The organism is Armatimonadota bacterium, from assembly GCA_031459855.1.
Classification (GTDB): domain Bacteria; phylum Sysuimicrobiota; class Sysuimicrobiia; order Sysuimicrobiales; family Humicultoraceae; genus Fervidifonticultor; species Fervidifonticultor primus.
On sequence record JAVKHP010000001.1, the window covers coordinates 3,067,408 to 3,092,259 of the forward strand.

Genomic DNA, 24,852 nt, shown 5'->3' on the forward strand with positions numbered 1-24,852 from the left:
GGCGTCCCCGAACCCGCGCCCGAGCGCAACGGGCGGTGGTTACCCCGTGCGTGCCGCTCACATTCTAGCATCCCCGGCCGGCTGGGGAAGACCAGCCAGGCGGTCGCCCGGACGGATCGGGTGTCCGCGCGCAAACGCATCGGCGGCCATGCGCACACCGCCGGGCAGCTGGACCTCCTGCACCAGCACCGCCCCTGCGCCCGCCGCGACGACGATGCCCTCCGGGGTCACCGCGACCACGCGGCCGGGCTCCGCGCCCGGCGCGGCGTCCGTAACACGTGCGCGCCAGATCCGCAGCGGCATCCCCCGCCAGGTGGTCCGCGCGCCAGGCCAGGGCGTCATCGCGCGCACGTGGTTGACGATGGCCTGGGCCGGCCGGGTCCAGTCGATCATGCCGTCGGCCTTCGCGAGCCGGCCGGTGTACGTGGCCTGCGCGTGATCCTGGGGACGCCGCGGTGCGCGCCCCTCCGCCAGCAGGCGCACCGCCTCCACCAGCAGCGCGGCACCCTCCTGTGCCAGCCGTTGCTCGAGCTCGCCGGCCGTCTCCTCGGGGTGGATGGGCACCTCCCGCTGGAGGATGATGTCCCCCGCATCGACCTCCTCGCTCATGTAGAGCACCGTGACGCCGGTCGTGGTCGCCCCGTCGGCGATCGCCGCCTGGATCGGCGAGGCGCCGCGGTAGCGCGGCAGCAACGAGGGATGCAGGTTGATGCAGCCAAGCGGCGGCAGGGCCAGCACCGCGGGCGGCACGATCCGACCGTAGGCCACGGCCACGCCGAGCTCCGGGGCGAGCGCCCGCAGCGCGTCCAGCACCGCGGGGTCTCGCAGCCGGACGGGCTGCAACACCGGCAGACCCAGCCGGCGCGCCGCCAGCGCCACCGGGGGCGGCGTGAGCCGGCGGCCGCGGCCGGCGGGTCGGTCGGGCTGGGTCACCACGCCCACCACGGTCGCCGCACGCGCCAGGGCGTCCAGCGACGGTAGCGCGAACGCCGGGGTGCCGAAGAACAGCACCCGCAGCCGTCGTGCGGGGGCCTCGGTCATCCGGTGGCGGTGCGCACGTCGCTCCGTGCAGTGGCACCCGCCGTGGCGGCAGGGGCGCCCCGGTCCTCCGCGCCAGTCAGGTGGCGGATCGTGGTCGGGTCCCGCACGCGGTCGAGGAACAGCACGCCGTCCAGGTGGTCGACCTCGTGCTGGATCACGCGCGCCAGCAGGCCGTCGGCCTGGATCGTGACGCGGCGTCCGCGACGGTTCTTGCCCCGCACCGTGACGCTGGCCGCGCGGGGCACCTCGGCGATCACCCCGGGCACCGACAGGCACCCCTCCGTATCGACCACCTCGCCCTCGGCCCGCACCACTTCGGGATCCGCAAGCGCCAGCGTGCGGTCCTCGACCCGGGCGACGAAGACCCGCACGCTCTCTCCCACCTGGGGCGCGGCCAGGCCGAGGCCACCCGCCGCCTCCATGGTGGCGAGCATCGCGTCGATCAGTTCCGTCACTTCACGTGTGACCCGGCCGACGGGCCTGGCCTTCCGACGCAGGATCCCCGCCCGCGGGCTGTCCACGGTGACGATCTCGAGGCGCCGCGCTGCTGGCATTCCGTCCCTCACCATACCACGCGCAGGGGGCCGACTGTCTACAGCTCGTGGGGATCCACGTCGGCCACCACCCGCACGCCGCGCGGCGCGCCGCCGGTAAGCAGCGGCCACACCAGCGCCCGCGCCGCCTCCCGGTCTGCGGCCTTCAGCACGACCTGCATTCGCGGCGGATCCCCTGGCACGGGCGCAGGGCCCAGCACCTCCACCCCGGGCGGTGGATCGGCAGCCAGTCGCGCGGTCAGCGCATCGACGGCGGCCGCAGGGCCGAAGAGCGTGAGCAGGAGCAACGTGCGCGCCGGCGGATACCCCAGGGCAGCACGTTGGGCGAGCTCATCCGCATAGAAGGCGCGAAGCGTGGGCGCGACGGCGGCCCGCAGCGCCGGGTGTGCGGGGTCGGACGTCTCGACCAGCACCAGCGCGCCCGACGCCAGGCCGACCGCACGCAGCAGCGCCAGCGCCCGCTCGGCAGCCCGAAACTCCGGGCGGTGCAACATCCGGTCCGCATCCACGAGCGCGACGACCTGCGGCCGCAGCACCTCGAGCCAGGGCACGACCAGGGGCGTGGCGACCAGCACGCCGCCCTCCCTGAGGAACGGCGCCAGGACCGTGGGCGAGGCGACCCCCCGGGGTGCGATGTCGCGATCAAACCGCCACACGCGGATCGCCATGCTGCGCAGCACCGCCGCCACCCGTTCCGTCCCGACGCCCAACGGGCGCAGGTGCGTGCCGCCGCAGGTGACGCAGGTGGCGGGCACCGGCGCCAGACGCCCGCATACGCCGCAGCGCAGCTGGCGGCGCGCGCGTTCGTACCGCAGCGCCACCCCGCACGTCGGGCAGCGCGTCACGCGCCCGCACTCGGTGCACTGCAATCCTCCGGCGTACCCCTTCCGGTCGACGATGACGACGGCCCGCCCGCGTCCTTGCACGGCGCGTCGCACGGCCGCTGCCACGGGCGCGCTGAGCGGCGCCGGGGAGGATCGACGCCGCAGGTCGACGACGCCCAGCCGCGGACGGCCCGGCAGGGCCACCAGGCGGTAGCGCCCTTCCTGTACCGCCGCGTACGTGGCGACCGTGGGCGTGGTGCTGCCCAGGAGCAGGAAGCCGCCATCGGCGGCCCGACGGGCCGCCACGGCTGCAGTGCGGTACCGCGGCGACCGCTCTTCCTTGTGGCCCGCGGCGTCCTCCTCGTCGACGATGAGCAGCGCCGGGTCGCGCACCGGCGCGTACACGGCGGCCCGCGTCCCCACCACGAGCCGCGCCTCGGCGGCTGCGCGCCAAGCGGCCAGGCGTCGGTCCGGAGGCAGACCCGCGTGCAGCACCACTGGCATCAGTCCAGCACTGGTTGCAACCCCGGCGAACGTCTCCGCTGCTTCGATCGAGGGGAACGCCACGATGCAGGAAAGCCCGGCGGCCAGCGCGACCTCGATGGCCGTCAGGTAGGCTGGCGTCCGCCCCCATCCCGCCAGCACCATGCCCGGCGCGCCGCGCGCCAGCGCCTCGCGCAACGGACGCTCCAGTTTCGGCCAGCGCGCCGCTGCGGGCTGCCCCAACGGGCCGCCAGCCGCCGGCGGGAGCGCCGTCGACGGACCGGCCGGGGAGGCGCCGCGGGAGACGGCCGGTGGGCCGGGAAGGTGCACGCGAATCGCCCGCTGTGCAGCCAGCGTGTCTACCGTTCTCGGGTCGCGCAGCAGGATGCTGGCGGCACGGGCGAGCGAGACGCGACGGGGAGCCGACCCGTGATGGGACCGCCGCCCGGTCCCCGGGAGGACCGCGGGCAGGTCCAGCGCCACGCCGTACCAGAGCGCATCCCAGGGCGTGGCGATGGCCAGCGCTTCGCCCACCGTGGAGAGGAACTCGCGCGCCGTCCATGTCGCGAGGGCCAGCACCGACGGCGGCACGAGGGGCGCCCCGTCTACCCGCGCCAGCACCGGCCGCAGGTCTCCCCGCGGCATCCCCGGCCCCAGCACGATCCCCGGGAGCAGGCGCGCGCCGAACGGCACGATGACGCCGTCGCCCGCGCGCGCGCCCAGAGCCGCGCCGGCGCTGTAGGTAAACGCCACGTCGCCGGCCCGTAGCGGCACGTCGATGGCGATCAGGAGCGCTTCAGCGGATGTGGCGGTAGCCGCGTCCACTACCGGTAGACAGGAGCGCCCCCGCCCGGGACGACGCGCGCGCCACGACCGCCGAGGGGTACCGGGCCGTCCCGACGTCCCACCGGGCGCGAGCGGCGGCGCGCGTGCGCGGGGGAGCGCACGGCCGGACTACCGCGCCTGCCCTGCCGGCCGCAGCGCTCGTACCAAACGCTCCAGGACGTCGACGATCACCTCGGGGTCCCAGCGGCTCGTGTCGATGACCAGGTGGTAGGGCGTGCGATCGCCGAACTCGATGCCGTAGAGGGCCTTGTAGCGCGACCACTCGCTCTGCTCGCGCTCGAGCAACGCCTGGCGTGCGCGGTCGGGGGGCTGCCCCTCACGCATGGCCACCCGCGCCGCGCGCACCGCCAGCGGCGCATCCAGCCAGACCTTGAGGTCCGCGTCGACCATCCAGCCCGACAGCCGGGACTCGACCACACACGGCCCCGCCCGGGCCAGCTCGCCCTGCAGGCGGTCCAGATCACGGTCAATGGACGGATCGTCCTCGGCCAGGCGGTTCAGGTCGACGACCGAGACGCCCCGCCGCCGTGCGACCTCGCGGAAGACGCCCCCCGCCGAGATCAAGGGCACCCCGAGCCGCTCGGCCAGCAGGCGCGCCACGGTGGTCTTGCCGACACCAATGGGACCGCCGACGGCGACGGTCACCCGCGCGCCGTTCACTCCGCCGCGTCCCCGGCGTCGTCGCGCGCGGCGTAGCGGTGGGCGACGGTCTCGGGCTGGACGGCAGCGAGCACCACGTGCCCGCTGTCGGTGATGACGACCGCCCGCGTGCGGCGGCCGTAGGTGGCGTCGATCAGCGTACCGCGCTCGCGCGCTTCCTGGATGATGCGTTTGACCGGCGCCGAATCAGGGCTGATGATGGCCACGATGCGATTCGCCGCGAGGATGTTGCCGAATCCGATGTTGATGAGGCGCGGCTCCATGGGTCCTGCGTGCTCCTCACTCGACGTTCTGCACCTGTTCCCGCAGGCTCTCCAGCTCCGCTTTCATGGCGATGACCTGCCGGGTGATCTCCAGATCGTTGGCCTTCGCCCCCAGGGTGTTCACCTCGCGCCCCATCTCCTGGAGGAGGAACTCCAGCTTGCGGCCGAGCGCCCCATCCTCCCCCAGCACGGTCTCCCGGAACTGGGCCAGGTGGCTGCGCAACCGCACCAGTTCCTCGGTGATGTCGGCACGATCGGCCACGATGGCCAGTTCCATCGCGATCCGCGCTTCGTCGACGGGTACCTCGCCCAGCAGCTCACCGAGACGCGCCCGCAGCCGGTCGCGGTACGCCTGCACCACGACCCGGCTGCGCGCAGCGACGGTCTCGGCCGCCCGTTCGAGGACCTCCAGCCGCGCCAGCACGTCGTCGGCCAGCCGCCGGCCCTCGGCCGCCCGCATCGCCACCAGGGCGTCCAGCGCGGTCCGCACGGCCTCCTCCAGCGGGGGCCAGACGGCGTCCAGGGCCGGGCGGTCCTCGTCCACCCTGATCACGTCGGGCAGGGCCGTCAGGTGGTCGATGGTCACCTCGCCTGCGGCCCCGACCGCGTGCGCCAGGTCCCGCAACGCCCGGGCATACGCCGCGGCCAGGTCGACGTCCGCCCGGACCACGCGCGCCCGGCGGCCCGCATCCTCGCGGGTGACGCTGACCTCGACGCGGCCGCGGAGGATCCGCGCCGTCACCAGGGCGCGGATCCGGTCCTCCAGCCCCGCCAGCTCCCGGGGCAACCGGATCTGGATCTCGCTGAAGCGGTGGTTGATCGAGCGCATCTCCACCGCCAGCCGTCCGCCGGGCACCGACACGGCGGCGGCGCCAAATCCGGTCATGCTGCGGATCACGGGCTCACACTTCGGCCCGCCGAAAGACACCTCCTGCCCGCGCGCCGCCGCGCCGGGCGATCCACGGAGCGCCGGCGCGTGGCGACCGCGCGCCGCGCCCCGGCGAGGGTGCGGGCGCGGTGGCCCCACGCCGGTTGCCGGGCGTCGCAGGAGGCCGTATCGTGCAAGACGGCATGGGCGGCGTCCTGACCTCCCCCTCCGCGTCCTTCGACAGCGTGGTGCTGGCCGCGGTCATCGCCGAGCTGCAGGATGTGGTGGGCACCCGCATCCAGCGCGTCCTGGGCGCCGGGCCGGGCGCGCTGGTGCTGGCCGTGCGCGGGGGCGGGCGCACCCGTCTGCTGCTGGCGTGCGCACGACCGCGGTGGGCCAGACTGGTCGAGGTGACCACACCACCTCCGGGCGAGGCCGATGCGTTCGCCGGGCTGGTGCGCAGCCGGCTGGTCGGGGCGATCGTCCGCAGCGTGACCGCCGCGCCCTTCGAGCGCCTGGCGACGCTGGCGCTCGATACGCTGGAGGGTCCGGCACAGCTCCACGCCGAGCTCGCGGGGCGCCATCCCAACCTCGTGCTGGCGTGCAACGGCCTGGTGGTAGGGGTCCTGCGTCCGGTGGCGGGTCCCGGTCGCGAGGTGCGCCCGCAGCGGCCCTATGTTCCGCCGCTCCAGACGCGCCCGACCCCTGCCACGCTGACCGCACCCGCGCTCGCGGCGGTCGCCCGACAGCGCCCCGAGGCCCCTGCGTGGCGCACGCTGCTGGAGGCGGTGGCCGGCATCGGTCCCGCGCTGGCGCACGAGCTGTGCCTCCGCGCGGACGTGGCCCCCGACGCACCACTCGACCCCGCGCGTGCTCACGCCGTGGTGGCGGCCACGACGACGCTGGCGGCGGACGTCGCCGCAAGGCGGTTCGCGCCGGTCCTCTACAGCGACGCCGCGACGCCCGTGGCGTACGCCCCGTTCCCGTTCCGCCTCTACGCGCGGCTCACCGCGTCTCCGACCACGATGAGTGCGGCCGTCGAGGCCGTGACCGCGCGCGCCGAGGCGGCTGACCGCCTCGACCGCGCACGCCGGGCAGTTGCGACTGCCGTGGCACGGGCCAGGGCGCGGGTCGAGCATGCGCTCGCCGCTCTCGCCCGCGAGATGGACGAGGCGGCGACCGCCCCACGCCTGCGGCAGTGGGGCGAACTGCTCCTTGCCTACCAGGCGCACGTGCCGCGCGGCGCGGCATCGGTGGAGGTCCCGGGGTTCGACGGGACGCCCACCGTGATTCCCCTCGACCCCGCGCGCACCGCGGTCGAGAACGCCCAACAGTATTTCCGCCGCTACGCCAAAGCCCAAGCTGCGGCGCGCCACGTCCCGGCCCGGCGCGCCCAGCTGGAGGCCGAGCGGGCCTGGCTGGAGCGCGTGGCCACGGCCATCACCCGGGCCCAGCACGAGGACGACCTCAAAGCGCTGGCGCAGGAGCTACGAGAAGGAAGACCGCACCTGCCACACCGGCCGGCGGCCGCTTCGAGCGGGCCGGGGCGCGTCTACACGCTTGGCGACGGTTTTTGCGCGCTGGTCGCGCGCAGCGCGCGCGAGGGCGACCGCCTTGTGTTTCAGGTGGCGCGTCCCGACGACCTGTGGCTCCACGCCAGGAACGCGCCGGGGGCCCACGTGATCGTCCAGGGCCCGGCCGACCCGCCCGAGGCCGTGGTGGAAGCCGCCGCCCGCCTGGCCGCCTACTACAGTCGCGGGCGGCATGCCGGGCACGTGCCGGTGGTGGTGACCCGCCGCCGCTACGTGCGGCGGGTGCGTGGCGGGCGCCCCGGACAGGTCACCTACAGCAACGAGCGCACGCTGGTGGTCTCACCCGCACTGCCCGGCGGCGAGCCAGACCGCCCGCCGCCCTGAGGCGCAGGTCCGTGATCGCTGGCCTGCTCGCCAACGCGGCGGCCGAGCGGCTCCGGTTGCCACGTGCCCACCCACAGGCGCATCGGATCGTCGCGGTGCTCGACCATCGCAGGATCCCTCCGTGAAAAACGGCACGACGCCCGCACCTCGTCAGGAGGTGCGGGCGTCGCGGCCCGCATCCAACAGCTCGTCGACACCCACGATAGCACACCGCGCTTTGCTGTCAAGCGCGGCCGCCCGGCCCGCGCGGGCCTGTCATCGGTCCGTGCGTGGTCGCGCCACCGCGCGTGGCCCGCGCGACCACCGGACGCAGGACGATCATGCCGGCTCTTCGATCACGACCTCGTCCCGCCCATCCTCCTCGACGAGCCGGACCGCGACGTGCTCCCGGCGACTGGTGGGCACGTTCTTGCCCACGTAGTCGGCCCGGATGGGCAGCTCGCGGTGTCCCCGGTCGATCAGCACCGCCAGCTGGATCGTGGCCGGCCGGCCGGCATCCACCAGGGCGTCCATCGCGGCGCGGGCGGTGCGGCCGGTGTACAGCACGTCGTCCACCAGCACCACGTGCCGGCCCTCGACCGGGAAGCCCGCCGGTTCCAGGGCACTCGCCAACGCGCGCGCTGCATCGGACGTCTCGTCCGGCGCACCGGCATCCGCGGCCAGCGCCGTGCGGTGCGGCCGGTCGTCGCGGTACCGCGTGACGTCCAGCACGCCCACCGGCGGGGCGACCTGCTCGATGCGCTCGATGGCCGCGCCCAGCCGCGCCGCCAGGTGCACGCCGCGCGTGCGGATGCCGACCAGCACCAGGCGCTCGGCGCTGCGATGGCGCTCCAGGATCTCGTGCGCCATGCGCACGAGCGCCCGGCGGATGTCCGCGGCGTCCATCACCCGCGCCTTCTCGCGCCGGGTCGTCACGGCGCACCCTCCGGGCACCGCAGCCGCCTGGCGACCGGCACCACTCGCATGGCCCGGGCGTCGGGAGCCACCGCGCAGCGCACCAGCGCCCTCACGGCGCCGTCGGCGCCCCGGCCGCGCCCTTGCGCAGCGCCTGCAGGACCCTCACCAGGTCTTCCGGCAGCGGCACCTCGAACTGCATGGCCCGGCCGTCCCGCGGGTGGGCGAACGCCAGCCGGTAGGCGTGCAGCGCCTGGCGACGCAGCCCCCAGGGGTTGCGGCGTCGGCCGTAGACGGGATCGCCCACCACGGGGTGGCCGATGTGGGCGCAGTGGACCCGGATCTGATGGGTGCGTCCCGTGACCAGACGCACCTCCAGCAGGGCGAACTCCGGAAAGGCCTCGACCACACGATACCGTGTCACCGCGGGGCGGCCGTCGGGGCGCACGGCCATGCGGGTGCGGCGGCGCGGATCCCGACCGAGAGGCGCCTCGATCGTGCCGGCCGCCGGCGCAGGTACGCCCCAGACCAGGGCGAGGTAGTCGCGGGTCGCCCGCTTCGCCGCGATCTGCGCCTGGAGGGAGCGCAGCGCGGCCTCGGTCTTGGCGACGACCAGCAGCCCCGAGGTGTCCTTGTCCAGCCGGTGCACGATGCCCGGCCGGTGCACGCCGCCGATCCCCGGCAGGTCCGGACAGTGCGCGAGCACGGCGTGCACCAGCGTGCCCGACGTGCGCCCCGCGCCCGGATGCACCACAAGCCCTGCGGGCTTGTTGACCACCAGCACGTCGGCATCCTCGTACACGATGTCCAGCGGCAGGGGCTCGGGCTGCAGGATCGCCGGCGCAGGCGGTGGGACGACCAACACGACCACGTCGCCGGCCCGCAGGCGCGCGGCAGGGCGGAGGCGCCGCCCCGCCAGACGCGGGACGGTGACGTGGCCGGATGCGATCAGCGCCTGGATGCGTGCCCGCGACAGCGCAGGCGCTCGCGCAGCCAGGAACGCGTCCAGGCGCTGCCCGGCGGCCGCCGCATCGACCACGTAGGTGTACCGCTCCTCGATACCGTCCCCGCGCCGGCTACGGCGGCGTCTGCGGCGCGGGCTCCACGCGTACCGCGGGCCCGCGGCGCTGCAGCCAGCCCAGCAGCAGGCCACTGGCCACGGCGACGGTGCCGCTGGCGAGCTGGCCGAGGGTCAACGGCCCGGCCACCGCCGGCGCCTCGACGAAGACGTCCACGAAGAACCGGGCCACCGCCTGCAAGAACAGTGCCAGCACGAAGAGGGTGCCGTCGGCCAGGGCCTGGTCGCGCTGGCCCCGCAAGATCACCAGGATCGCTGCCGCGGCCAGGGCCAGGTAGATCTGGGTCGGGTGGCGCCGCTCGAGGAACAGGTCGATCGCCCAGGGCACCCCTGTTGGCTTGCCGGGGAACAGGCCGTGCAGCAGCGCCCCGATCATGGCGATCCCGTAGCCGATGATCAGCGCCGGCGCATAGGCGTCCAGCAGCGCGCCAAACGACACCTGCCACCGGCGGGTATACAACCGTGCGAGCACCAGGCCCGCTGCGAGCGCCCCGTAGTAGACCAGGCCGCCGTCCCGCCAGATCGTCAGCATGCGCCGCGGCTCGCCGGCGAACGCCTCGAGGTTGGCCAGCACGAACCCGATGCGGCCGCCGACGATCCCCGCCACGATGGCGTAGAGGGCCAAGTCCAGGGTGTGGGTGGGGTCGATGCCAAGCCGCGCGTACGCCGACCGGCGCGCGACGACGATGGAGGCGCCGAAGGCCAGCAGCAAGAACAGCCCGAAGGCCGAGATCGGCACGCCCCAGACGTCGTACAGGATCTGTTGCACCGGTCACCTCCCGGGATGTCCCTGGCGAGGGTTCCTGCTCCCGGCCGCTGCACGGGTGGTCCCAGTCCCGCCGAGCAGCCCGGTGGCGAGGAGCACACCGCCTGCGACGATGGCCGCATCGGCCAGGTTGAACACCGGCCAGCGGTGCAGGTCGATGTAGTCGATGACGTAGCCCCAGCGCAGGCGGTCGACCAGGTTCCCTGCCGCCCCGCCCAGCACGAGGGCACTACCCGCCCCCACCTGCCAGCGCTCCAGGGGGTCGCCGCCCCTCCACACGACCAGAAGCACGAGGCAACCGGCGACGAGCCCGAGGACCAGCGGGGGCAGGCCGGGCAGCAGCCCGAACGCCACGCCGCGGTTGTGCACGTGGGTCAGGGTCAGGACGCCCGGGACGACCGGCACTTCCACGCCGGCCGGCAGCGTCGCCGCAACTGCCGCCTTGATCGCCTGGTCCGCGATGGCCAGCAGGCTTGCGGCGAGCAGGCGCCCGGGCCAGCGCCGATGTCGGGACGACGGCTGCAACAGTGCGCGGTCGACCTCGGTCGGCCTCCCGGTAGACAGGCTGCACCGATCCCAGGTGCGAGGAAGCCGGAAGCGTCCCCGAGGGTGCGCTAGCGCGCGTTGGCCTGCTCTTCGCGCGCCTTGCACTGGATGCACAGGCGAGCGTACGGGATGGCGCGCAGGCGCTCGATGTGGATCGGCTGACCGCACAGCTCACAGGTGCCGTAGGTGCCCTCGTCGATGCGGCTCAGCGCTTCCTCCACCTGGGTCAGCAACGCCTGCACGCTGTTCTCGATCGCGAAGCCCTTCTCCCGCTCGAAGGTGTCGGCGGCCACGTCGGCGATGTCCTCGTCGTAGCCGCTGGAATCCACGCTGATCTGCTCGACCTCGGGCAGGTGCTCCTCGATCGCCTCCAGCTCCTGCGTCAGCCGGTCGCGCTCCTCCTCCAACAGCTGGCGGAACTCCTCGAGCTCGCGCTTGGTGAGGGGCCGTGCTGCCGTCACGACCCGCGGTGCTGGCTTGATCGACGTCGGGGCGCGCGAAGCACGGACGGGGGCCCGCGACGCGCCAGCCCGCGGGGCCTGGGCCCGACGAGACGCCTTGGCCTGGCCCTTCTTCGTGGACGAGGCCGCCTTGGTCGCCTGGCGCTGCGCGGTACGGGCCCGAGCGGCCTTATTCGGCATGATACGGCCCTCCTTACCCGCTGTGGGGGCTTGAGACCGCGCCTATCTTACTCAAGAGCCTCTGCACTGGCAAGGGGGACTGGACGACGCGCAGGCGGCCAGTCCGCCTCGCCCAGCGCCAGGGCCACCGCCCGTCGGGCCAGCACCTCGGTGGCATCGAGCACGGGGACCGGGGCCGCAGCCAGCGCGTCCGCCGCAAGGACGATCGGCAGCTCCGTGCACCCCAACACGACAGCCTCCGCCCCCTGCGCCGCCAGCGTCTGGACCAGCGCCGTCGCCTGGGCGCGGTGCTCTGGCCGCGGACCGGCCTTGACGGCGGCGATGAGCGCGTCGGTGGCCGCCTGGTCTGCCGCCGCAGGCACCACGACCTCCACGCCGTAGCGCGCAAACGCCCGGGCATACAGGCCGGCACGCACCGTGCCGGCGGTGGCCAGCAGGCCGACGCGGCGCACCTGCGGGTAGGTCCCGGCCGCGGCCGCGGCCGTTTCCTCCATCATGTGCAACACCGGGATCGCCACGCTGCCGGCGATGGCCGCGTAGAACGCATGAGCCGTGTTGCAGGGGATGGTCAGGAAGTCGGCGCCGGCGGCAGCGAGCCCCCGGGCGCCAGCGACCAGCCACGGCGTCGGATCCTCGCCGCATCCCAGGAGGAACGCGCTCCGATCCGGGACCGCCGGGTTGTTGTCGATGAGGATCCGGAGGTGGTCCTGATCCCGGGCCGCGGGCGTCAGGCGCAACAGGCGCCCGAAGAAGTCCAGGGTGGCCCAGGGCCCCATGCCCCCCAGCACGCCGATCGTCCGCCGGGGTGCGCTCACGCCCGCACCACGGCCACCCGGGCGACGGCGCCGTCCAGACGGATCTCACGGGCGCCGGGCTGCTCGGCCGCGCCCGATCGCACGTCGACGGCCAGCGTCTCGCCCATCACGTAGGCACGGTGGGCCACCAGCGTGGCCTGCACCTCGGCGTCGCCGTCCACGTAGAGCACGATGCGGTCGCTCACCTCCAGACCCAGCTCCTTGCGCAGCTGCTGGATGTGGTGCACGAGCTCACGGGCCCATCCCTCGCGGGCCAACGCGTCGTCAATGGCGGTCTCGAGCACGACCAGGTGGGCGCCGGCGCCCTCGGCGGCGTACCCGGGCGCCGCGCGCACGCGCACCTCCAGGTCGTCGGGGGCGAGCTCCACCCGCTCGCCGTCCACGGTCACGGCCACCGCCTCGCCGCGCTGGACGGCCGCGGCGGCCGTAGCGGGTGAGAGTGTGCGCAGGGCGCCCGCCACGGCCTGCACCCGCGCCCCAAGCCGCGGACCCAGCCGGTCGAACCGCGGCTTGACCTCGAACGTCACGTACGGCGCGGCGTCGTCGAGGACGCGCACCTCCTTGACGTTGAGCTCGTCGGCCAGCAGCTCCCGCAGCTCGGGGTCCTCGACGATCCCGCGCTGGGTCGTGGCCACGAGCACCGCCGGCAGGGGCTGGCGCACCCGGATCCGGGCGGCGCTGCGGGCCGCCCGGCCCAGCCGCACCAAGTCCCGCACGGCGTCCATGGCGGCCTCCACAGCCGGCTCGCGCCAGGCCGCGGGCAGCACCGGGTAGTCGCAGAGGTGGACACTCTCCGGGGCCTGGGGCTCGACGGTCCGCACCAGGTTCTGGTAGATGGCCTCGGTCAGGAACGGCATGAAGGGCGCCAGCGCCTGCGCCAGCGTCTTCAACACCGTGTAGAGGGTGTAGTAGGCCGCGCGCTTGTCCTGGTCGTCCTCGCTCTTCCAGAACCGCCGCCGGCTGCGCCGGACGTACCAGGTGGAGAGGTCGTCGACGAACGCCTCGGCCACCCGACAGGCGCCGGCCGGGTCGTAGTCATCCAAACGCGCGGCCACGGTCTGGACCAGGTGGGCCAGGCGCGAGAGGATCCAGCGGTCGAGCAGGCGCAGCGGCGGCGGCGCGGCCAGCAGGCCGGCCAGGTCGAGGCCGCGCTCCAGCGAGGCGTAGGTCACGAAGAAGGCGTACACGTTCCACCAAGGCAGGACGAACCGCCGGCGCACGTCGTCGGCCGGCCCGTAGCCGAAGTTGGTGTTCACCGCGGGGTTCTGGGCGGCGAAGACCCACCGCACCACGTCGGCGCCGATGCGGTCGGCGGCCTCCTCGAACTCGATGGCGTTGCCCCACGACTTGTGCATCTCGCGGCCGTGCTCGTCGCGCACCAACGCGTGGCCCAGACAGACCCGGAACGGCGCCGTGCCCTCCAGCACCGTGCTCATCACCAGCAGGGAGTAAAACCAGTTCCGGTACTGCCCCGGGAACGCTTCGGTGATGAAGTCGAACGGGAACCACTCGCGCCAGTAGCGTCGATCGTCCAGGTACGACACCTTGCCGGTGGCCGGGTCGATCAGTGTGGAGAACGGCACGATGCCGGCGTCCAACCACGGGTTGCCGACGTCGGGGATGCGACTGGTGACCGCGCCGCAGGCACGGCAGCGGATCTTCACCGCGTCCACCCACGGTCGGTGGGGCGAGTGGCCCTCGAACGCCTCCCATCCCTCCACGGCCCGCGCCCGCAGCTCCTCCCGGGAGCCCAGCACCTCGAACGCCCCGCAGGCCTGGCACTCGTAGATCGGCAGCGCCAGGCCCCAGTAGCGCTTCTTGCTGATCATCCAGTCGTGCATGTTGCGCAGCCAGTCCAGCTCGCGCTCCAGCCCGAACTCGGGAATCCAGCGCACCTGCCGCGCCGCGTCCATGATCGCCTCGCGGATCGGGTCCATAGCGATGAACCACTCGTCGACGACGCGGAAGACCAGCTCGGTGCCGCAGCGCCAGCACACCGGGTACCGGTGGGTGTAGGGGTCGGCACGGTAGAGCAGCCCTCGCGCCCGCAGGCGCTCCTCGATCGGCCCCGCCACCTCGGCCGCCGTCCGGCCCGTGAACTCGCCGAAGCCGTCGACGAACACGCCGAACTCGTCCAGCGGTGCCAGCACCGCCAGGCCAAACCGCTTCCCCAGCGCGAAGTCCTCGGCACCGGCGCCCGGCGCGATGTGCACGATGCCGGTCCCCTCCTCGGCGCTGACGTCCTCCCAGGGGATCACCCGGTGCTCCACGCCCTGCTGGGCGGGGAGGTCGTCGAACGGCCCGCGGTACCGCCAGCCCACCAGGGCCCGGCCCGGGAGGGTCTCCACCACGGTGTAGCGGCCGGTCAGGATCTCCAGGCGGGCCTCCATCACGTAGAACTCCTCGTCACCCTGCCGGACCCGCACGTAGGGCTGATCGGGGTGCACGGCCGCGGCCACGTTGCTGGTCAGCGTCCAGGGGGTGGTGGTCCAGACGAGCAACGACCGGCCCGGGGCGTCCACCAGCGGCAGGCGCACCACCAGCCCCGGGTGGGTCACCTCGCGGTAGCCTTCGGTGACGATCTCGTGTTCCGAGATGCCGGTCCCACAGCGCGGGCACCACGGCATCGCGTCGTGCCCCTTGTAGATCAACCCGCGCTCCCAGCAGCGCTTGAGGAAGTACCAGATCATGTAGTTGTTCTCGTCGGCCATGGTGTGGTAGGAGTTGTCCCACCGCATCCAGTAGCCCAGCCGCAGCGACTGCTGGGTGATGATCTCGGCGAAGCGGCGCACCCGCGCCTTGCACAGCTCCACGAACGGCGCGATGCCGTACACCTCGATGTCCCGCTTGCTGGTGAAGCCCAGCTCCTTCTCGACCTCCACCTCGACCCACAGCCCCTGGCCATCGAACCCGTTCTGGTAGCGCTGTCGGTAGCCGGCCATGGTCTTGTAGCGCTGGAACAGGTCCTTGTAAGTCCGTCCCCAGGCGTGGTGGATCCCCATGGGGTTGTTGGCGGTGATGGGCCCGTCGAGGAACGCGAAGCGGCGCGGGGAGGTCTCGTTGCGGCGCAGGTACTGGCCGAGGATGTCCCGCTCGAGCCACCACCGCAGCAGCTCCCGCTCCTGCGCCGGGAAGTCGATCTTGACGGGCACGGGGCGAAACGACGGCATCGCGTTTTCTCCTTATAGCACGCGGCCCGCGCGGCCGTCCAGCGGCCTGCGGCCGGGCTGCCGCGGCGCCCCGACGGGCAGGGGACGCGCGGGCGGCGGCGAATGCATGCATGTGTCCGGGCATGCGGCCGCCGGACGCCGCTCCCGCGTGCCCCGGGAGGCGGGAACGGCATCCCGACGACGCCGGGGGACCGCGTGAAAGTCTGCGTGTATCTCGAGCACGCCCAGCCCTCCTCCTGGAGCAGCGGGGTCCGTCAGGCCTACGACAACCAGCTGCGCGCCCTGCGGGCGGCGGGTGTCACGGTCACCAGCGATCCCAGCGAGGCGTTCGACCTGCTGCACCTCCACCAGCTCGGTCCGCGCTCGCTGTACCTGGCCGAGAAGTGCAGCGGCCGGGTCCCGGTGGTCATCTCCGCGCACACCACCGCCGAGGACTTCGCCAACTCGTTCGTCATGAGCGATTCGCTGGCGCCGTACCTGGGACGGCTCCTGACCTATTTCTACAACAAGGCTGACCTGGTCATCACGCCGTCTGCCTACACCAAGCAGGTCCTGGAGCGGGCAGGCGTCGTCCGGCCCATCGAGGTGGTGAGCAACGGCGTGGACCTGCAGCGCTTCCACTCCCTCTACCGGGCGCGGCGGCTGGCGCGGGGCCGGCACTTCCTGCGGGGCGTCGTGGCCTTCGCCGTGGGGCTGGTGTTGCTGCGCAAGGGCGTCGACCTGTTCTGTGAGGTCGCCCGGCGGCTACCTCACCTGACGTTCGTCTGGTTCGGCCGTATCCCCAAGGCCGTGAAGCCCGAAACGTTGCGGGTGATCGACGAGGCCCCTCCCAACGTCCGCTTTCCCGGCTACGTCGAGAACGTCACCGAGGCCTATGCGGCCGGCGACATCTTCTTCTTCCCCAGCAGCGTGGAGAACGAGGGCATCGCGGTGCTGGAAGCGGCCGCGGCCGGCCGCCCGCTGGTGCTGCGCGACGCCGAGTGCTTCGCCGGCCGCTTCGTCGACAACGAGAACGCGCTGCTGGCCGCCGACGCCGACCAGTTCTCCCTCCAGCTGCGGCGGCTGGTGGAGGAACCCGACCTGCGCGCCCGCCTGGCCGCCGCGGCCCGACGGTACGCCGCCGCGCACTCCCTCGAGCGCGTGGGCGCGCGCCTGCGGGAGGTCTACGCCGGGCTGCTGTAGACCGCTCAGCCCGCCCCGCCCTCGTGGGCGGTCTTGCGCCAGTCCCGCACGCCGGTCAGGGCGGCGTGGACGTAGCGGCGGATCGCCAGCGGCACGATCACCAGGACGTGGAACGAGAACAGCGTCCACCGGGCCACCACCCCCAGCAGCCGCAGGGGATGGTACCCCACCTCGGTGGCGAGCGCCGCCAGCGTCGCCGCGGTGAGCAGCGCCGAGGCCCAGGCCACCAGCGGGCCCGGCAGCTGCACGTAGACCACCGCCTCCAGCAGCGCCCCCACCAGCGCGTAGGCGTACCCCGTGAGGGCGGCCAGCGCGCCCATCAGCGACCCCGCGAGGAAGAAGAGCATGTCGACCTTGCGCACCAGGGGAAGGCCGCTGCGCAGGATCGCCGGCAGGTACTCCCCCAGGCACTGGAGGGCGCCCTCGAACCACCGCTCGCGCTGCCGGAGGAGGTCGCGCAGCGTCACCACAGCCTCCTCCCAGATCTGCGCCTCGTAGCAGTACCGGATCTGCCAGCCTGCCAGGTGCAGGCGCACCGACAGATCGATGTCCTCGGTGAGCGCGTCGGCGTTCCAGCCGCCGACCGCCTCCAGCGCCTCCCGCTTGACCAGCAGCCCGTTGCCCGCCAGGCAGACGAAGCCGCCCAGGGCCTGGCGGGCCCGCTGCATCAGCGTCTGGAAGATCCGGTACTCGTCGTCCTGGAACCGCGTCAGCAGGTTGCGGCCGGCGTTGTAGACGAGCCGGCGGCCCTGCACTGCGGCGACGCGCGGGGCGGCCAGCAGCGGCACCATGGTGGCGATCACGTCGGGCGCGATGCGCGCATCGGCGTCCAGGACCGCGAGGACCTCGCCGCGGCTGGCCCGCACGCCCGCCCGCAGCGCCCCGGCCTTGCCGAAGCTGCCTGGCCGGGTCTGCACCACGGTGATCGGCAGCTCCGCCTGCAGGCGCTCCAGCAGCGCGCCGGTCCCGTCCGTCGAGCGGTCGTCGACCACGATGACCTCGAGGCTGCCGGCGTAACGCTGGGCGCATGCCGCGCGCACCGCCCCTTCGATCACCCGCACCTCGTCCTTGGCGGGAATGATGATGCTGACCGAGGGCAGGGACGCCCAGGTCCCGGCGGGCGGCCGCGGGCGGCTGCGACCGGCCAGCAGGATCAGCGCGCTCAGCGCCCCCAGCGCCAGGACCACGTCCTGGAGCCAGACCACGTTGACCACGTAGTACCGAAACCACAGCGCGTCGCGGTACGTGATCCCCTGCACCACGACGGCCAGCCACCCGACGGCCACGGCGGCCAGCACCAGGTGGCGCACCATCGCCGGGCGCCGCGCCGTCATCGCCGGCCCACCCCCGCGCGCACCAGCGCGGCCAGGCTGACGTCGAACGGCGGGCGCGCCACGCCGGCCTCGGTCACGATCATGGTGACCAGCGTATGGGGCGTGACATCGAACGCCGGGTTGCGGGCCGGCACGTCCGCGGGCGCCAGCGGCACACCGCCGATGCGGAGCACCTCGTCGGCCGGGCGCTCCTCGATGGGGATCCCGGCGCCGCTGGGCGTGGCGAGGTCCACGGTCGAGGTGGGAGCCGCGACGACGAACGGCAGGCCGTGGGCGCGCGCCAGGACCGCCAGGGTGTACGTCCCGATCTTGTTGGCGACGTCGCCGTTGGCGGCGATCCGGTCGGCCCCCACGACGACGCGGTCCACCTCCCCGCGCGCCATCAGCGCGCCCGCGGCGTTGTCGGTGATCAGCGTGACGGGAATGCCCAGCGCGCGCAACTCCCACGCCGTCAGCCGCGCACCCTGCAGCACCGGGCGCGTCTCACAGGCCAGGACCTGGATGCGCTTGCCGGCCTCCCAGGCCGCGCGCAGGATCCCCAGGGCGGTGCCGTAGCCGGCAGTGGCCAGCGCCCCCGTGTGGCAGTAGGTGAGCACGCGCTCGCCGTCACGGATCTCCGCGGCGCCCAGTCGGCCGATCGTCTCGTTGGCGGCACGGTCCTCCGCAGCGATGCGCTCGGCTTCCTCCCGCAGCGCCCGGGCGCGGGCCGCGGCGTCGACCCGGCGGGCCACAGCCAGCATCCGCTCGACCGCCCACCGGAGGTTCACCGCCGTGGGACGGGCGGCCGCCAGGCGCGTGCCCGCCGCCTCGAGCCGCGCCATCGCCGCCTCCGCCGGCTGCCCGGCGGTCTGCGCCGCGGTCAGGGCCAGACCGAACGCCGCCGCCACGCCGATGGCCGGGGCGCCCCGCACGCGCAGGGTACGAATCGCCTCGGCCACCTCGTCGGCGCTCTGACAGGTGAGGACCACGACCTCGTGCGGCAACCGGGTCTGGTCCACCAGGCGCACGCCCTGCTCGTCCATCCAGACGGCCCGTAGCACGGTCCTCGCAGGGGTGGACGCCGCGCACCGCCTGCGCACCCGGCACGTCCTGAGGCCGACCGGCTACCCGTCCGGCCGACCGGCTACCCGTCCGCGGCAGACGCGGGCCGGTGGCTCTACCGGGTGCGCCGCCTGCCGGGTGTGGGCGTCATGGGAGCGGGAACAGCCCCCGCGGATCCTCGCGCGGCGCGTCGGCCACGACCGTGACGGTGCTGGGCGTGAACAGGAAGATCTCCTCGCCCACGCGCTGCATCTGCCCGTCCACGGCGTACGTGACGCCGCAGGCGAAGTCCACGATGCGCCGGGCCAGTTCCCGGTCCGTCCCCCGGAGGTTGACCAGCAGGGGGCGCCGCGCCTTGAGGTGGTCGGCTCCGGCGCGCGCCTCCTCGAAGCTGCGCGGCGCCAGCACCACGATCTCCATCGGGCGCGCGGCGTGCAGGCTGAACACCGGCGCGCGGCGCCGCCGCCCCTCGCCCTCGTCGGGCGGCGCAGGCTCCGCCTCCTCGTCGCCAAACCCCAGGAACGCCCACAGGCGCTGCATCGCGCTCACCTCACACCTCCTGCGCTCCCTCCTCTCCCTGGACGCCTGGCCTCTCCCGTGGCCCCGTCCCGCGTGGTCCGAAGATCGCGCGGCCCAGGCGCACCAGCGTGGCGCCTTCCTCGACCGCGACCTCGAAGTCGTCGCTCATCCCCATGGACAACTCGACGAAGGCCGGACCGCCCGGTCCCTCCCGGAGGCGATCCCGAAGCGCCCGCAACGCCCGGAAGATCGGCCGCACCTGCTCGGGCGACGCCGCGACCGGCGCCACGGTCATCAGCCCCACCGGCTCCAGGTGCGCCCGGGCCCGCACCGCTGCCACCAGGGCCGCGGCCTCCTCGGGCGCGACGCCGGCCTTGGTGGGCTCGCCCGCCACGTTCACCTCGATGAGCACAGGCAGCCGTCGCCCTGCGCGTGCGGCGGCCCGGTCCAAGGCGTCCGCCAGGGGGACCGAGTCGACCGAGTGGACCATGGCGAAGGACGCGGCGGCCCACCGGGCCTTGTTGCGCTGCAGCCGTCCGACGAAGTGCCACCGCGGCCCCGGGCCCAGCGCGGCGATCTTGGGCAGGGCTTCCTGGATCCGGTTCTCCCCGAGGTCGCGCAGCCCCGCGGCGAGCGCGTCCCGGATCCGCGCGACGTCCACGCCCTTGGTCACGCCGACGATGGTCACCGCTGCCGGATCGCGTCCGGCGCGCGCGGCCGCGGCGGCGATCCGGGCCCGCGCGCGGTGCAGCCTCTCGTCGATCCCGGACACGCCGCACCAGTATTCGCCAGCCGCCGGACAATCCCTGGTGGGCGCCGGCCGGCGCCCGACGTCACCCGCAGCGCTGCGCCTGCCGCGGCTTATCCCACGGGCGCGATCAACGCCGCCATGTGCCCGGTGCGGCCGTCGCGTCGGTGCGAGAAGAACAGCGCGGGGTGGTGGGCGGTGCACAGGCGTGCGGTGACCACGGCGTCCGCCGGCACGTCGGCGCCATGCAGCTGCTGGCGCGTCGCCTCCCAGAGGTCCAGGGCCCAGTGGCCGGGGCGCCGGCGCACGAACACCGTCTCGTGCCACGGCCAGGAGGCGAACTGCTGGCGCACCGGCGCGTCCACCTCGTAGCAGCACGGCCCGATCGCCGGGCCGATGGCCGCGACGAGGTCCCCGGGGGCTGTCCCGAACGCGGCGCGCATGGTCGCCACGGCAGCGGCCACCACGCCCGCGGCCAGCCCGCGCCAGCCCGCGTGCACCGCCGCGGCCGCCCCGCGCCGGCGGTCCCACAGCAGGACCGGCACGCAGTCGGCGCAGTGCACCGCCAGCACCACGGCGGGATCCTCACACGCCACGCCGTCGGCCCGCCCGACGGTGCGGCCCCGGTCGGTGGCCGTGGCGACGACGACGTCGCGCCCGTGCACCTGGGCGACCTCCACGTGGTCGCCGGGATCGCGCCCCAGGGCGGCGAGGACCGCGGCGCGGTTGGCCGCCACGGCCGCGCCGTCGTCGCCCACGCCCCGGCTGAGGTTGAGGGTGTCGTAGGGGGCGCGGCTGATCCCGCCGTGGCGGGTGGTGAACGCGTGGCACACCCCGGCGGCGGCCAGGACGTCGGCCCGCAACAGCACCAGCCCGTCGCGGGACCACCACGACCATCCCGCGGGGAGCGCGGGCACCACGGCCGGGACCATCGGCTCAGACGATGCGCTCGCGGACCCTGGCGCTCAGGTAGTCCATGCCCGCCACCACCAGCGTGATCGCCCACACCACCGTCGCCGCCTGCTTCCACTGCAGCAGGTTGATGTACTGCTGGAGCAGGAACCCGATGCCGCCCCCGCCCACGAAGCCGATGACGGTGGACATGCGGACGTTGATGTCCCAGCGGTAGATCGTGAAGGCGATGAACGGCGGGACGATCTGCGGCACCACCGCGTAGCGCACCACCTGCAACATCGTCGCGCCGGTGGCGGTGATGGCCTCGATGGGTCCGGGATCGATCGATTCGATCTGCTCCGAGTAGAGCTTGCCCAGCGAGGCGATGGAGTGCACCCCCAGGGCCAGGACGCCGGCGAAGGGGCCGATCCCCACCCAGACCGCGAACACGGTGGCCATGATCAGCGGCTCGATCGACCGCGCGATGTTGAAGACCGTGCGGATCAGGTAGTACACGCCGGTCCCCAGGGGGGTGCGCGCCATCAGGTTCTTGGCCCCGAGGAACGACAGCGGCACGGCGAAGACCACCGCCATCGTGGTGCCCATCAGGGCCAGGAAGACGGTCTCCAGCATGCGGTAGGCGGTGAGCGCCAGCGTGTTGCTGGGGCGCAGGACCGTGCCGCCGAGGTGGACCTGCGCGACCACGTGGTGGCTGACCCCGATGACGTCGGGCACGGGCACGGTGACCCGAAACGCTCCGGTGGCGTCGGTGGTGGTCCGGGCCAGCGGCGCCGTGGATCCCGCCTGATCGCGCCAGAGCAGCTCGACGGGACGCTGCGGCGCGAACCCTTCGCCGACGATGGTCACCGGCTGGCCGATGGTCGCCCGGGCCGGGTCCACCGTCAGCCGGCCCGGGCCCGCCACCCGTGGGGCGGGCGGGGCGGCGCCCTCCAGGCCGACCCCGGCCTCCGCCACCTGCAGCCGGGGCCGCCGCTCCAGCACGTCCGGGCGCACCAGATCCAGCAGCAGGGGCCGCACCAGGTGCGCCTTGCGCAGCAGTTCGCCCAGGTTGATCTGGGTGACCCGCCACCCGTAGACGTAGATCACGAGCAGGGCCAACAGCCACGCGGCCGTGCGCAGCGCGCCCTGCCCCCCACGCGGGAGCTCCGGCGCGGACGGCGCGCGGGCCGTGGCGTTACGGCCCACGGCGGCCTCCCGCCCCCGCGCACCGGGGCCCGCCGTAGCGCGTCGGCCTAGCGGATCTCGACCTCGACCGCGTCCTCACCGAAGATCTCCTTGAAGCGCCGCTCGTCGACCTCTGCGGGTTCCCCCTCGAAGACGATGCGCCCGGCCTTCAGCGCGATCAGCCGCGTCCCGTAGCGCCGGGCCAAGCTCAGGAAGTGGAGGCTGCAGATCACCGTCACGCCGTCGCGCCGGTTCAGGGCCTCGATGTACTGCAGCACCGAGTGGGACGTCGCCGGGTCGAGGCTCGCCACCGGCTCGTCGGCCAGGATCAGCTTCGGGCTTTGCATGAGGGCCCGGGCGATGCCCACGCGCTGCTGCTGGCCGCCCGACAGCTGGTCGGCACGGGTGTGCGCCTTCTCGGGAATCCCCACGGTCTCCAGGTGTGCCAGGGCCCGCTCCCGCAGCTCCCGCGGCCAGTAGTTGACCAGCGCCCACCACGACGGGGTGTAGCCCAGCCGGCCCGTGAGCACGTTGGTCAGGACCGTCTCGCGCTTGACCAGGTTGAACTGCTGGAAGATCATCCCGATCTGGCGGCGCAGGACGCGCAGCTGCTCGGGCGACAGCGCCGTGACGTCGACGTCGTCGACGTAGACCTTGCCGCTGGTGGGCTCGATGAGGCGGTTGATGCACCGCATCAGCGTGGACTTGCCCGACCCCGACAGCCCGATGACGATGAGGAACTCGCCCGGGCGGACGGCGAAGGTGACGTCGGTCAGGGCCCGGGTGCCGTCGGGGTAGACCTTGGTCAGGTGCTCGACGCGGACCGCCGCCCCGGCCATGGGCGCTCCTCATGCGGCGGGGGAGAGGTCCGCCCCTCTCCCCCGCCTGTCCCAGCCCGCACGCCCGAGGGTCACCGCGGCCGTACGAGCTCCTCCAGGTTGAGCCCGAGGAACTTGGCCGCGTCGCGGATCGGCTGGAAGTACTCGTCGAACGTCTTGAGCTTCGTCATCTTGTAGGTCGTGGTCAGCGCCTGGAAGTCGGCGAACCCCTGGATCTGGTACAGGCGGTCGATCGTCTCCTTCCCCGGCGCGGTCTCGGCGATCCGCAACAACGCCTTGGCGGTGCGCTCCTTCACGTCCTCGGCCAGGCCGCGCCGGAAGGCGACGGTGTCGTTGGGGATGGGGTCGGTGTACATCAGCACCCTGACCTTGTCCTTGACGTCCCGGTACTGGGCCTCCACGCGGGTCCGCGCGTCGCTGAAGACCTCGTCACCGAACGTGGCGCCCGCGTCCACCGATCCCGTGTAGATGGCCAGGACCACCTTGTCGTGTCCGCCCGCGAAGACGACCTGACTGAAGAAGCGGTCGGGGTCGATGCCGTGTTTCTTGAGCAGCGCGGCCGGGAACAGGTACCCCGACGCCGACGCCGGGTCGACGAACGCGAAGCGCTTCCCGCGCAGGTCCTGCAGGGACTTCACGTTGAGGTCGGCCCGGTAGAGGATCTGCGACTTGTAGAAGGGCAGATTGGCCCGAATGCTCACCAGGCGGACGTCCGCCCCGCAGCGCTGGTTGGCCAGCACGTAGGCGAACGGCGCGAGGAACGCCACGTCCACGCGGTTGGCGCACATCGCCTCGATGGTGGCCGCGTAGCTCGTGGGCACCTCCGCCCGCACCCGGTAGCCGGTCGCCACCTCCAGCATCTTCGCCAGCGTGCTGCCCGTGGCCAGCACCCGTTGCGCGTCCAGCGACGGGACGAACGCCAGCACCAGGCTCGTCTGCCCTGCTGCCGGCGACACCGGACCGGCGGCGCCGACCGCCAGCCCGACCACCAGCGCCACCACCATGCTGCCCATGCGACGCGTCACGGCGACACCCCCATCGGGACGGCGCCTGCCGTCCCGCGCTCCCCCCACGGCTAGCATACCAGCCGGGTCGGGCCGCGGCTACTTGCGGGGCACGACGGTTACGGCGCTCACGCGACCCTGGTCGCCCTCGATGCGAAAGCGGATCCCCTCCGCCTCGTACGACAGCAACACCGCGCCCCGGCCCACGCCGGAGAGCCGCTCGGGCGGGCCGTAGTGCGTGAAGACGTCGCGGAAGGTCGACTGCCCCAACGCCACGCCCTTGCTCGTGACGAATCGGGCGTGGTCGGTGAAGATGAAGTCCACGCCGCCGGCCTCGCCCTGCCGCTTGGTCCACGAGACGACCAGCACCGACCGGTCGCCCTGCGGGTAGACCCAGTAGACGTTGAGCCCGCCGTCGGCGGCCCGATCGTTGGAGATCTCGTCGGGCATGCCCAGCCGGTTCAGCACCTGTTGCTGCGTCATGCCCAGCTGGATGTCGCCCACGGCATGTCCCGGCACGATGATCCAGTTGGCCGGCCCCTGCGGCTGGGTGCGTGTCTGTGCGCTCCCCCCGACGGCCGTTGTCAGCACCAGCAGTACCGCCGCACCTGCGATGATCCCGCGCATCCCTGCTCCCTCCGATTTCGCCTCGACGCCCCGCTGCCGGCTCGCCGGATGACCCCATGGCGCCGGCGGCCGGCTCCCGGCGTCCGCGGTGTGCCATGGTTGCCCTTCAGTGTA

At 73.6% G+C, this 24,852-nt stretch carries 24 protein-coding genes; 2 read left to right on the forward strand and 22 right to left on the reverse strand.

Features of this window, described 5'->3' with window-relative positions:
- Positions 1-57: 57 nt before the first annotated feature.
- From fmt to QN157_14205, 6 genes are all read right to left on the reverse strand, one after another.
- Positions 58-1,041, reverse strand: a complete 984-nt coding sequence (gene fmt, locus QN157_14180; protein ID MDR7556738.1) for a methionyl-tRNA formyltransferase — start codon at positions 1,039-1,041, stop codon at positions 58-60.
- On the reverse strand, positions 1,038-1,595 hold the full coding sequence (gene def / locus QN157_14185) for a peptide deformylase (GenBank protein MDR7556739.1): 558 nt from the start codon (positions 1,593-1,595) through the stop codon (positions 1,038-1,040). Before def ends, fmt begins: the two co-directional genes overlap by 4 nt.
- A gap of 38 nt (positions 1,596-1,633) precedes the next feature.
- Positions 1,634-3,727, reverse strand: coding sequence for a primosomal protein N' (gene priA, locus QN157_14190; GenBank protein MDR7556740.1), 2,094 nt, complete (start codon positions 3,725-3,727; stop codon positions 1,634-1,636).
- A 129-nt stretch (positions 3,728-3,856) separates the two neighbouring features.
- Positions 3,857-4,408 (reverse strand): AAA family ATPase, encoded by a 552-nt coding sequence (locus QN157_14195; protein ID MDR7556741.1) that lies wholly within the window; start codon positions 4,406-4,408, stop codon positions 3,857-3,859.
- On the reverse strand, positions 4,405-4,671 hold the full coding sequence (locus QN157_14200) for a DUF370 domain-containing protein (protein MDR7556742.1): 267 nt from the start codon (positions 4,669-4,671) through the stop codon (positions 4,405-4,407). The genes QN157_14195 and QN157_14200 overlap by 4 nt, the downstream gene beginning before the upstream one ends.
- Before the next feature lie 16 nt (positions 4,672-4,687).
- Entirely contained in the window at positions 4,688-5,557 is an 870-nt protein-coding gene (locus QN157_14205; GenBank protein MDR7556743.1) for a YicC/YloC family endoribonuclease, read from the reverse strand.
- 173 nt (positions 5,558-5,730) lie between these two features.
- On the opposite strand from QN157_14205, the gene QN157_14210 reads away from it, so the two are divergent.
- The gene (locus QN157_14210; protein ID MDR7556744.1) at positions 5,731-7,455 is read left to right on the forward strand and encodes an NFACT family protein; all 1,725 of its coding nucleotides are present in this window, start codon (positions 5,731-5,733) and stop codon (positions 7,453-7,455) included.
- 318 nt (positions 7,456-7,773) lie between these two features.
- Here the strand turns inward: QN157_14210 and pyrR are convergent, their stop codons facing one another.
- The 7 genes from pyrR to ileS form a co-directional block, all read right to left on the reverse strand.
- On the reverse strand, positions 7,774-8,370 hold the full coding sequence (gene pyrR / locus QN157_14215) for a bifunctional pyr operon transcriptional regulator/uracil phosphoribosyltransferase PyrR (protein MDR7556745.1): 597 nt from the start codon (positions 8,368-8,370) through the stop codon (positions 7,774-7,776).
- Between the two features lie 91 nt (positions 8,371-8,461).
- Positions 8,462-9,388, reverse strand: a complete 927-nt coding sequence (locus tag QN157_14220) for an RluA family pseudouridine synthase (protein MDR7556746.1) — start codon at positions 9,386-9,388, stop codon at positions 8,462-8,464.
- Between the two features lie 37 nt (positions 9,389-9,425).
- Positions 9,426-10,196, reverse strand: a complete 771-nt coding sequence (locus QN157_14225; GenBank protein MDR7556747.1) for a prolipoprotein diacylglyceryl transferase — start codon at positions 10,194-10,196, stop codon at positions 9,426-9,428.
- 3 nt (positions 10,197-10,199) lie between these two features.
- The gene (gene lspA, locus QN157_14230; protein ID MDR7556748.1) at positions 10,200-10,718 is read right to left on the reverse strand and encodes a signal peptidase II; all 519 of its coding nucleotides are present in this window, start codon (positions 10,716-10,718) and stop codon (positions 10,200-10,202) included.
- 89 nt (positions 10,719-10,807) lie between these two features.
- On the reverse strand, positions 10,808-11,380 hold the full coding sequence (locus QN157_14235; protein MDR7556749.1) for a TraR/DksA C4-type zinc finger protein: 573 nt from the start codon (positions 11,378-11,380) through the stop codon (positions 10,808-10,810).
- Positions 11,381-11,427: 47 nt separating this feature from the next.
- Positions 11,428-12,195 carry an amino acid racemase gene (locus QN157_14240; protein ID MDR7556750.1) on the reverse strand — a complete coding sequence of 256 codons (768 nt, stop codon included), beginning with the start codon at positions 12,193-12,195 and terminating at the stop codon, positions 11,428-11,430.
- On the reverse strand, positions 12,192-15,365 hold the full coding sequence (gene ileS, locus QN157_14245) for an isoleucine--tRNA ligase (GenBank protein MDR7556751.1): 3,174 nt from the start codon (positions 15,363-15,365) through the stop codon (positions 12,192-12,194). Before ileS ends, QN157_14240 begins: the two co-directional genes overlap by 4 nt.
- 102 nt (positions 15,366-15,467) lie before the next feature.
- Here ileS and QN157_14250 point away from each other — a divergent pair, with 102 nt between their 5' ends.
- On the forward strand, positions 15,468-16,547 hold the full coding sequence (locus QN157_14250) for a glycosyltransferase (protein MDR7556752.1): 1,080 nt from the start codon (positions 15,468-15,470) through the stop codon (positions 16,545-16,547).
- Positions 16,548-16,552: 5 nt separating this feature from the next.
- On the opposite strand, the gene QN157_14255 is transcribed toward QN157_14250, so the two are convergent.
- From QN157_14255 to QN157_14295, 9 genes are all read right to left on the reverse strand, one after another.
- Complete coding sequence (locus QN157_14255) at positions 16,553-17,881, reverse strand: glycosyltransferase family 2 protein (GenBank protein MDR7556753.1); 1,329 nt, start codon at positions 17,879-17,881, stop codon at positions 16,553-16,555.
- Entirely contained in the window at positions 17,878-18,921 is a 1,044-nt protein-coding gene (gene mtnA, locus QN157_14260) for an S-methyl-5-thioribose-1-phosphate isomerase (protein MDR7556754.1), read from the reverse strand. The genes QN157_14255 and mtnA overlap by 4 nt, the downstream gene beginning before the upstream one ends.
- A gap of 148 nt (positions 18,922-19,069) precedes the next feature.
- Positions 19,070-19,462, reverse strand: a complete 393-nt coding sequence (locus tag QN157_14265) for a cell division protein SepF (GenBank protein MDR7556755.1) — start codon at positions 19,460-19,462, stop codon at positions 19,070-19,072.
- A gap of 10 nt (positions 19,463-19,472) precedes the next feature.
- Positions 19,473-20,213 carry a YggS family pyridoxal phosphate-dependent enzyme gene (locus QN157_14270; GenBank protein ID MDR7556756.1) on the reverse strand — a complete coding sequence of 247 codons (741 nt, stop codon included), beginning with the start codon at positions 20,211-20,213 and terminating at the stop codon, positions 19,473-19,475.
- 89 nt (positions 20,214-20,302) lie between these two features.
- Positions 20,303-21,109, reverse strand: a complete 807-nt coding sequence (gene pgeF / locus QN157_14275; GenBank protein ID MDR7556757.1) for a peptidoglycan editing factor PgeF — start codon at positions 21,107-21,109, stop codon at positions 20,303-20,305.
- Between the two features lie 16 nt (positions 21,110-21,125).
- Positions 21,126-22,289, reverse strand: a complete 1,164-nt coding sequence (gene phnE / locus QN157_14280) for a phosphonate ABC transporter, permease protein PhnE (protein ID MDR7556758.1) — start codon at positions 22,287-22,289, stop codon at positions 21,126-21,128.
- Positions 22,290-22,336: 47 nt separating this feature from the next.
- Positions 22,337-23,107, reverse strand: a complete 771-nt coding sequence (gene phnC, locus QN157_14285; protein ID MDR7556759.1) for a phosphonate ABC transporter ATP-binding protein — start codon at positions 23,105-23,107, stop codon at positions 22,337-22,339.
- 71 nt (positions 23,108-23,178) lie between these two features.
- Positions 23,179-24,132 carry a phosphate/phosphite/phosphonate ABC transporter substrate-binding protein gene (locus QN157_14290; GenBank protein MDR7556760.1) on the reverse strand — a complete coding sequence of 318 codons (954 nt, stop codon included), beginning with the start codon at positions 24,130-24,132 and terminating at the stop codon, positions 23,179-23,181.
- A gap of 78 nt (positions 24,133-24,210) precedes the next feature.
- A complete protein-coding gene (locus QN157_14295) occupies positions 24,211-24,738 on the reverse strand; it encodes a hypothetical protein (GenBank protein ID MDR7556761.1) in 528 nt (175 codons plus the stop codon).
- Positions 24,739-24,852 lie beyond the last annotated feature (114 nt).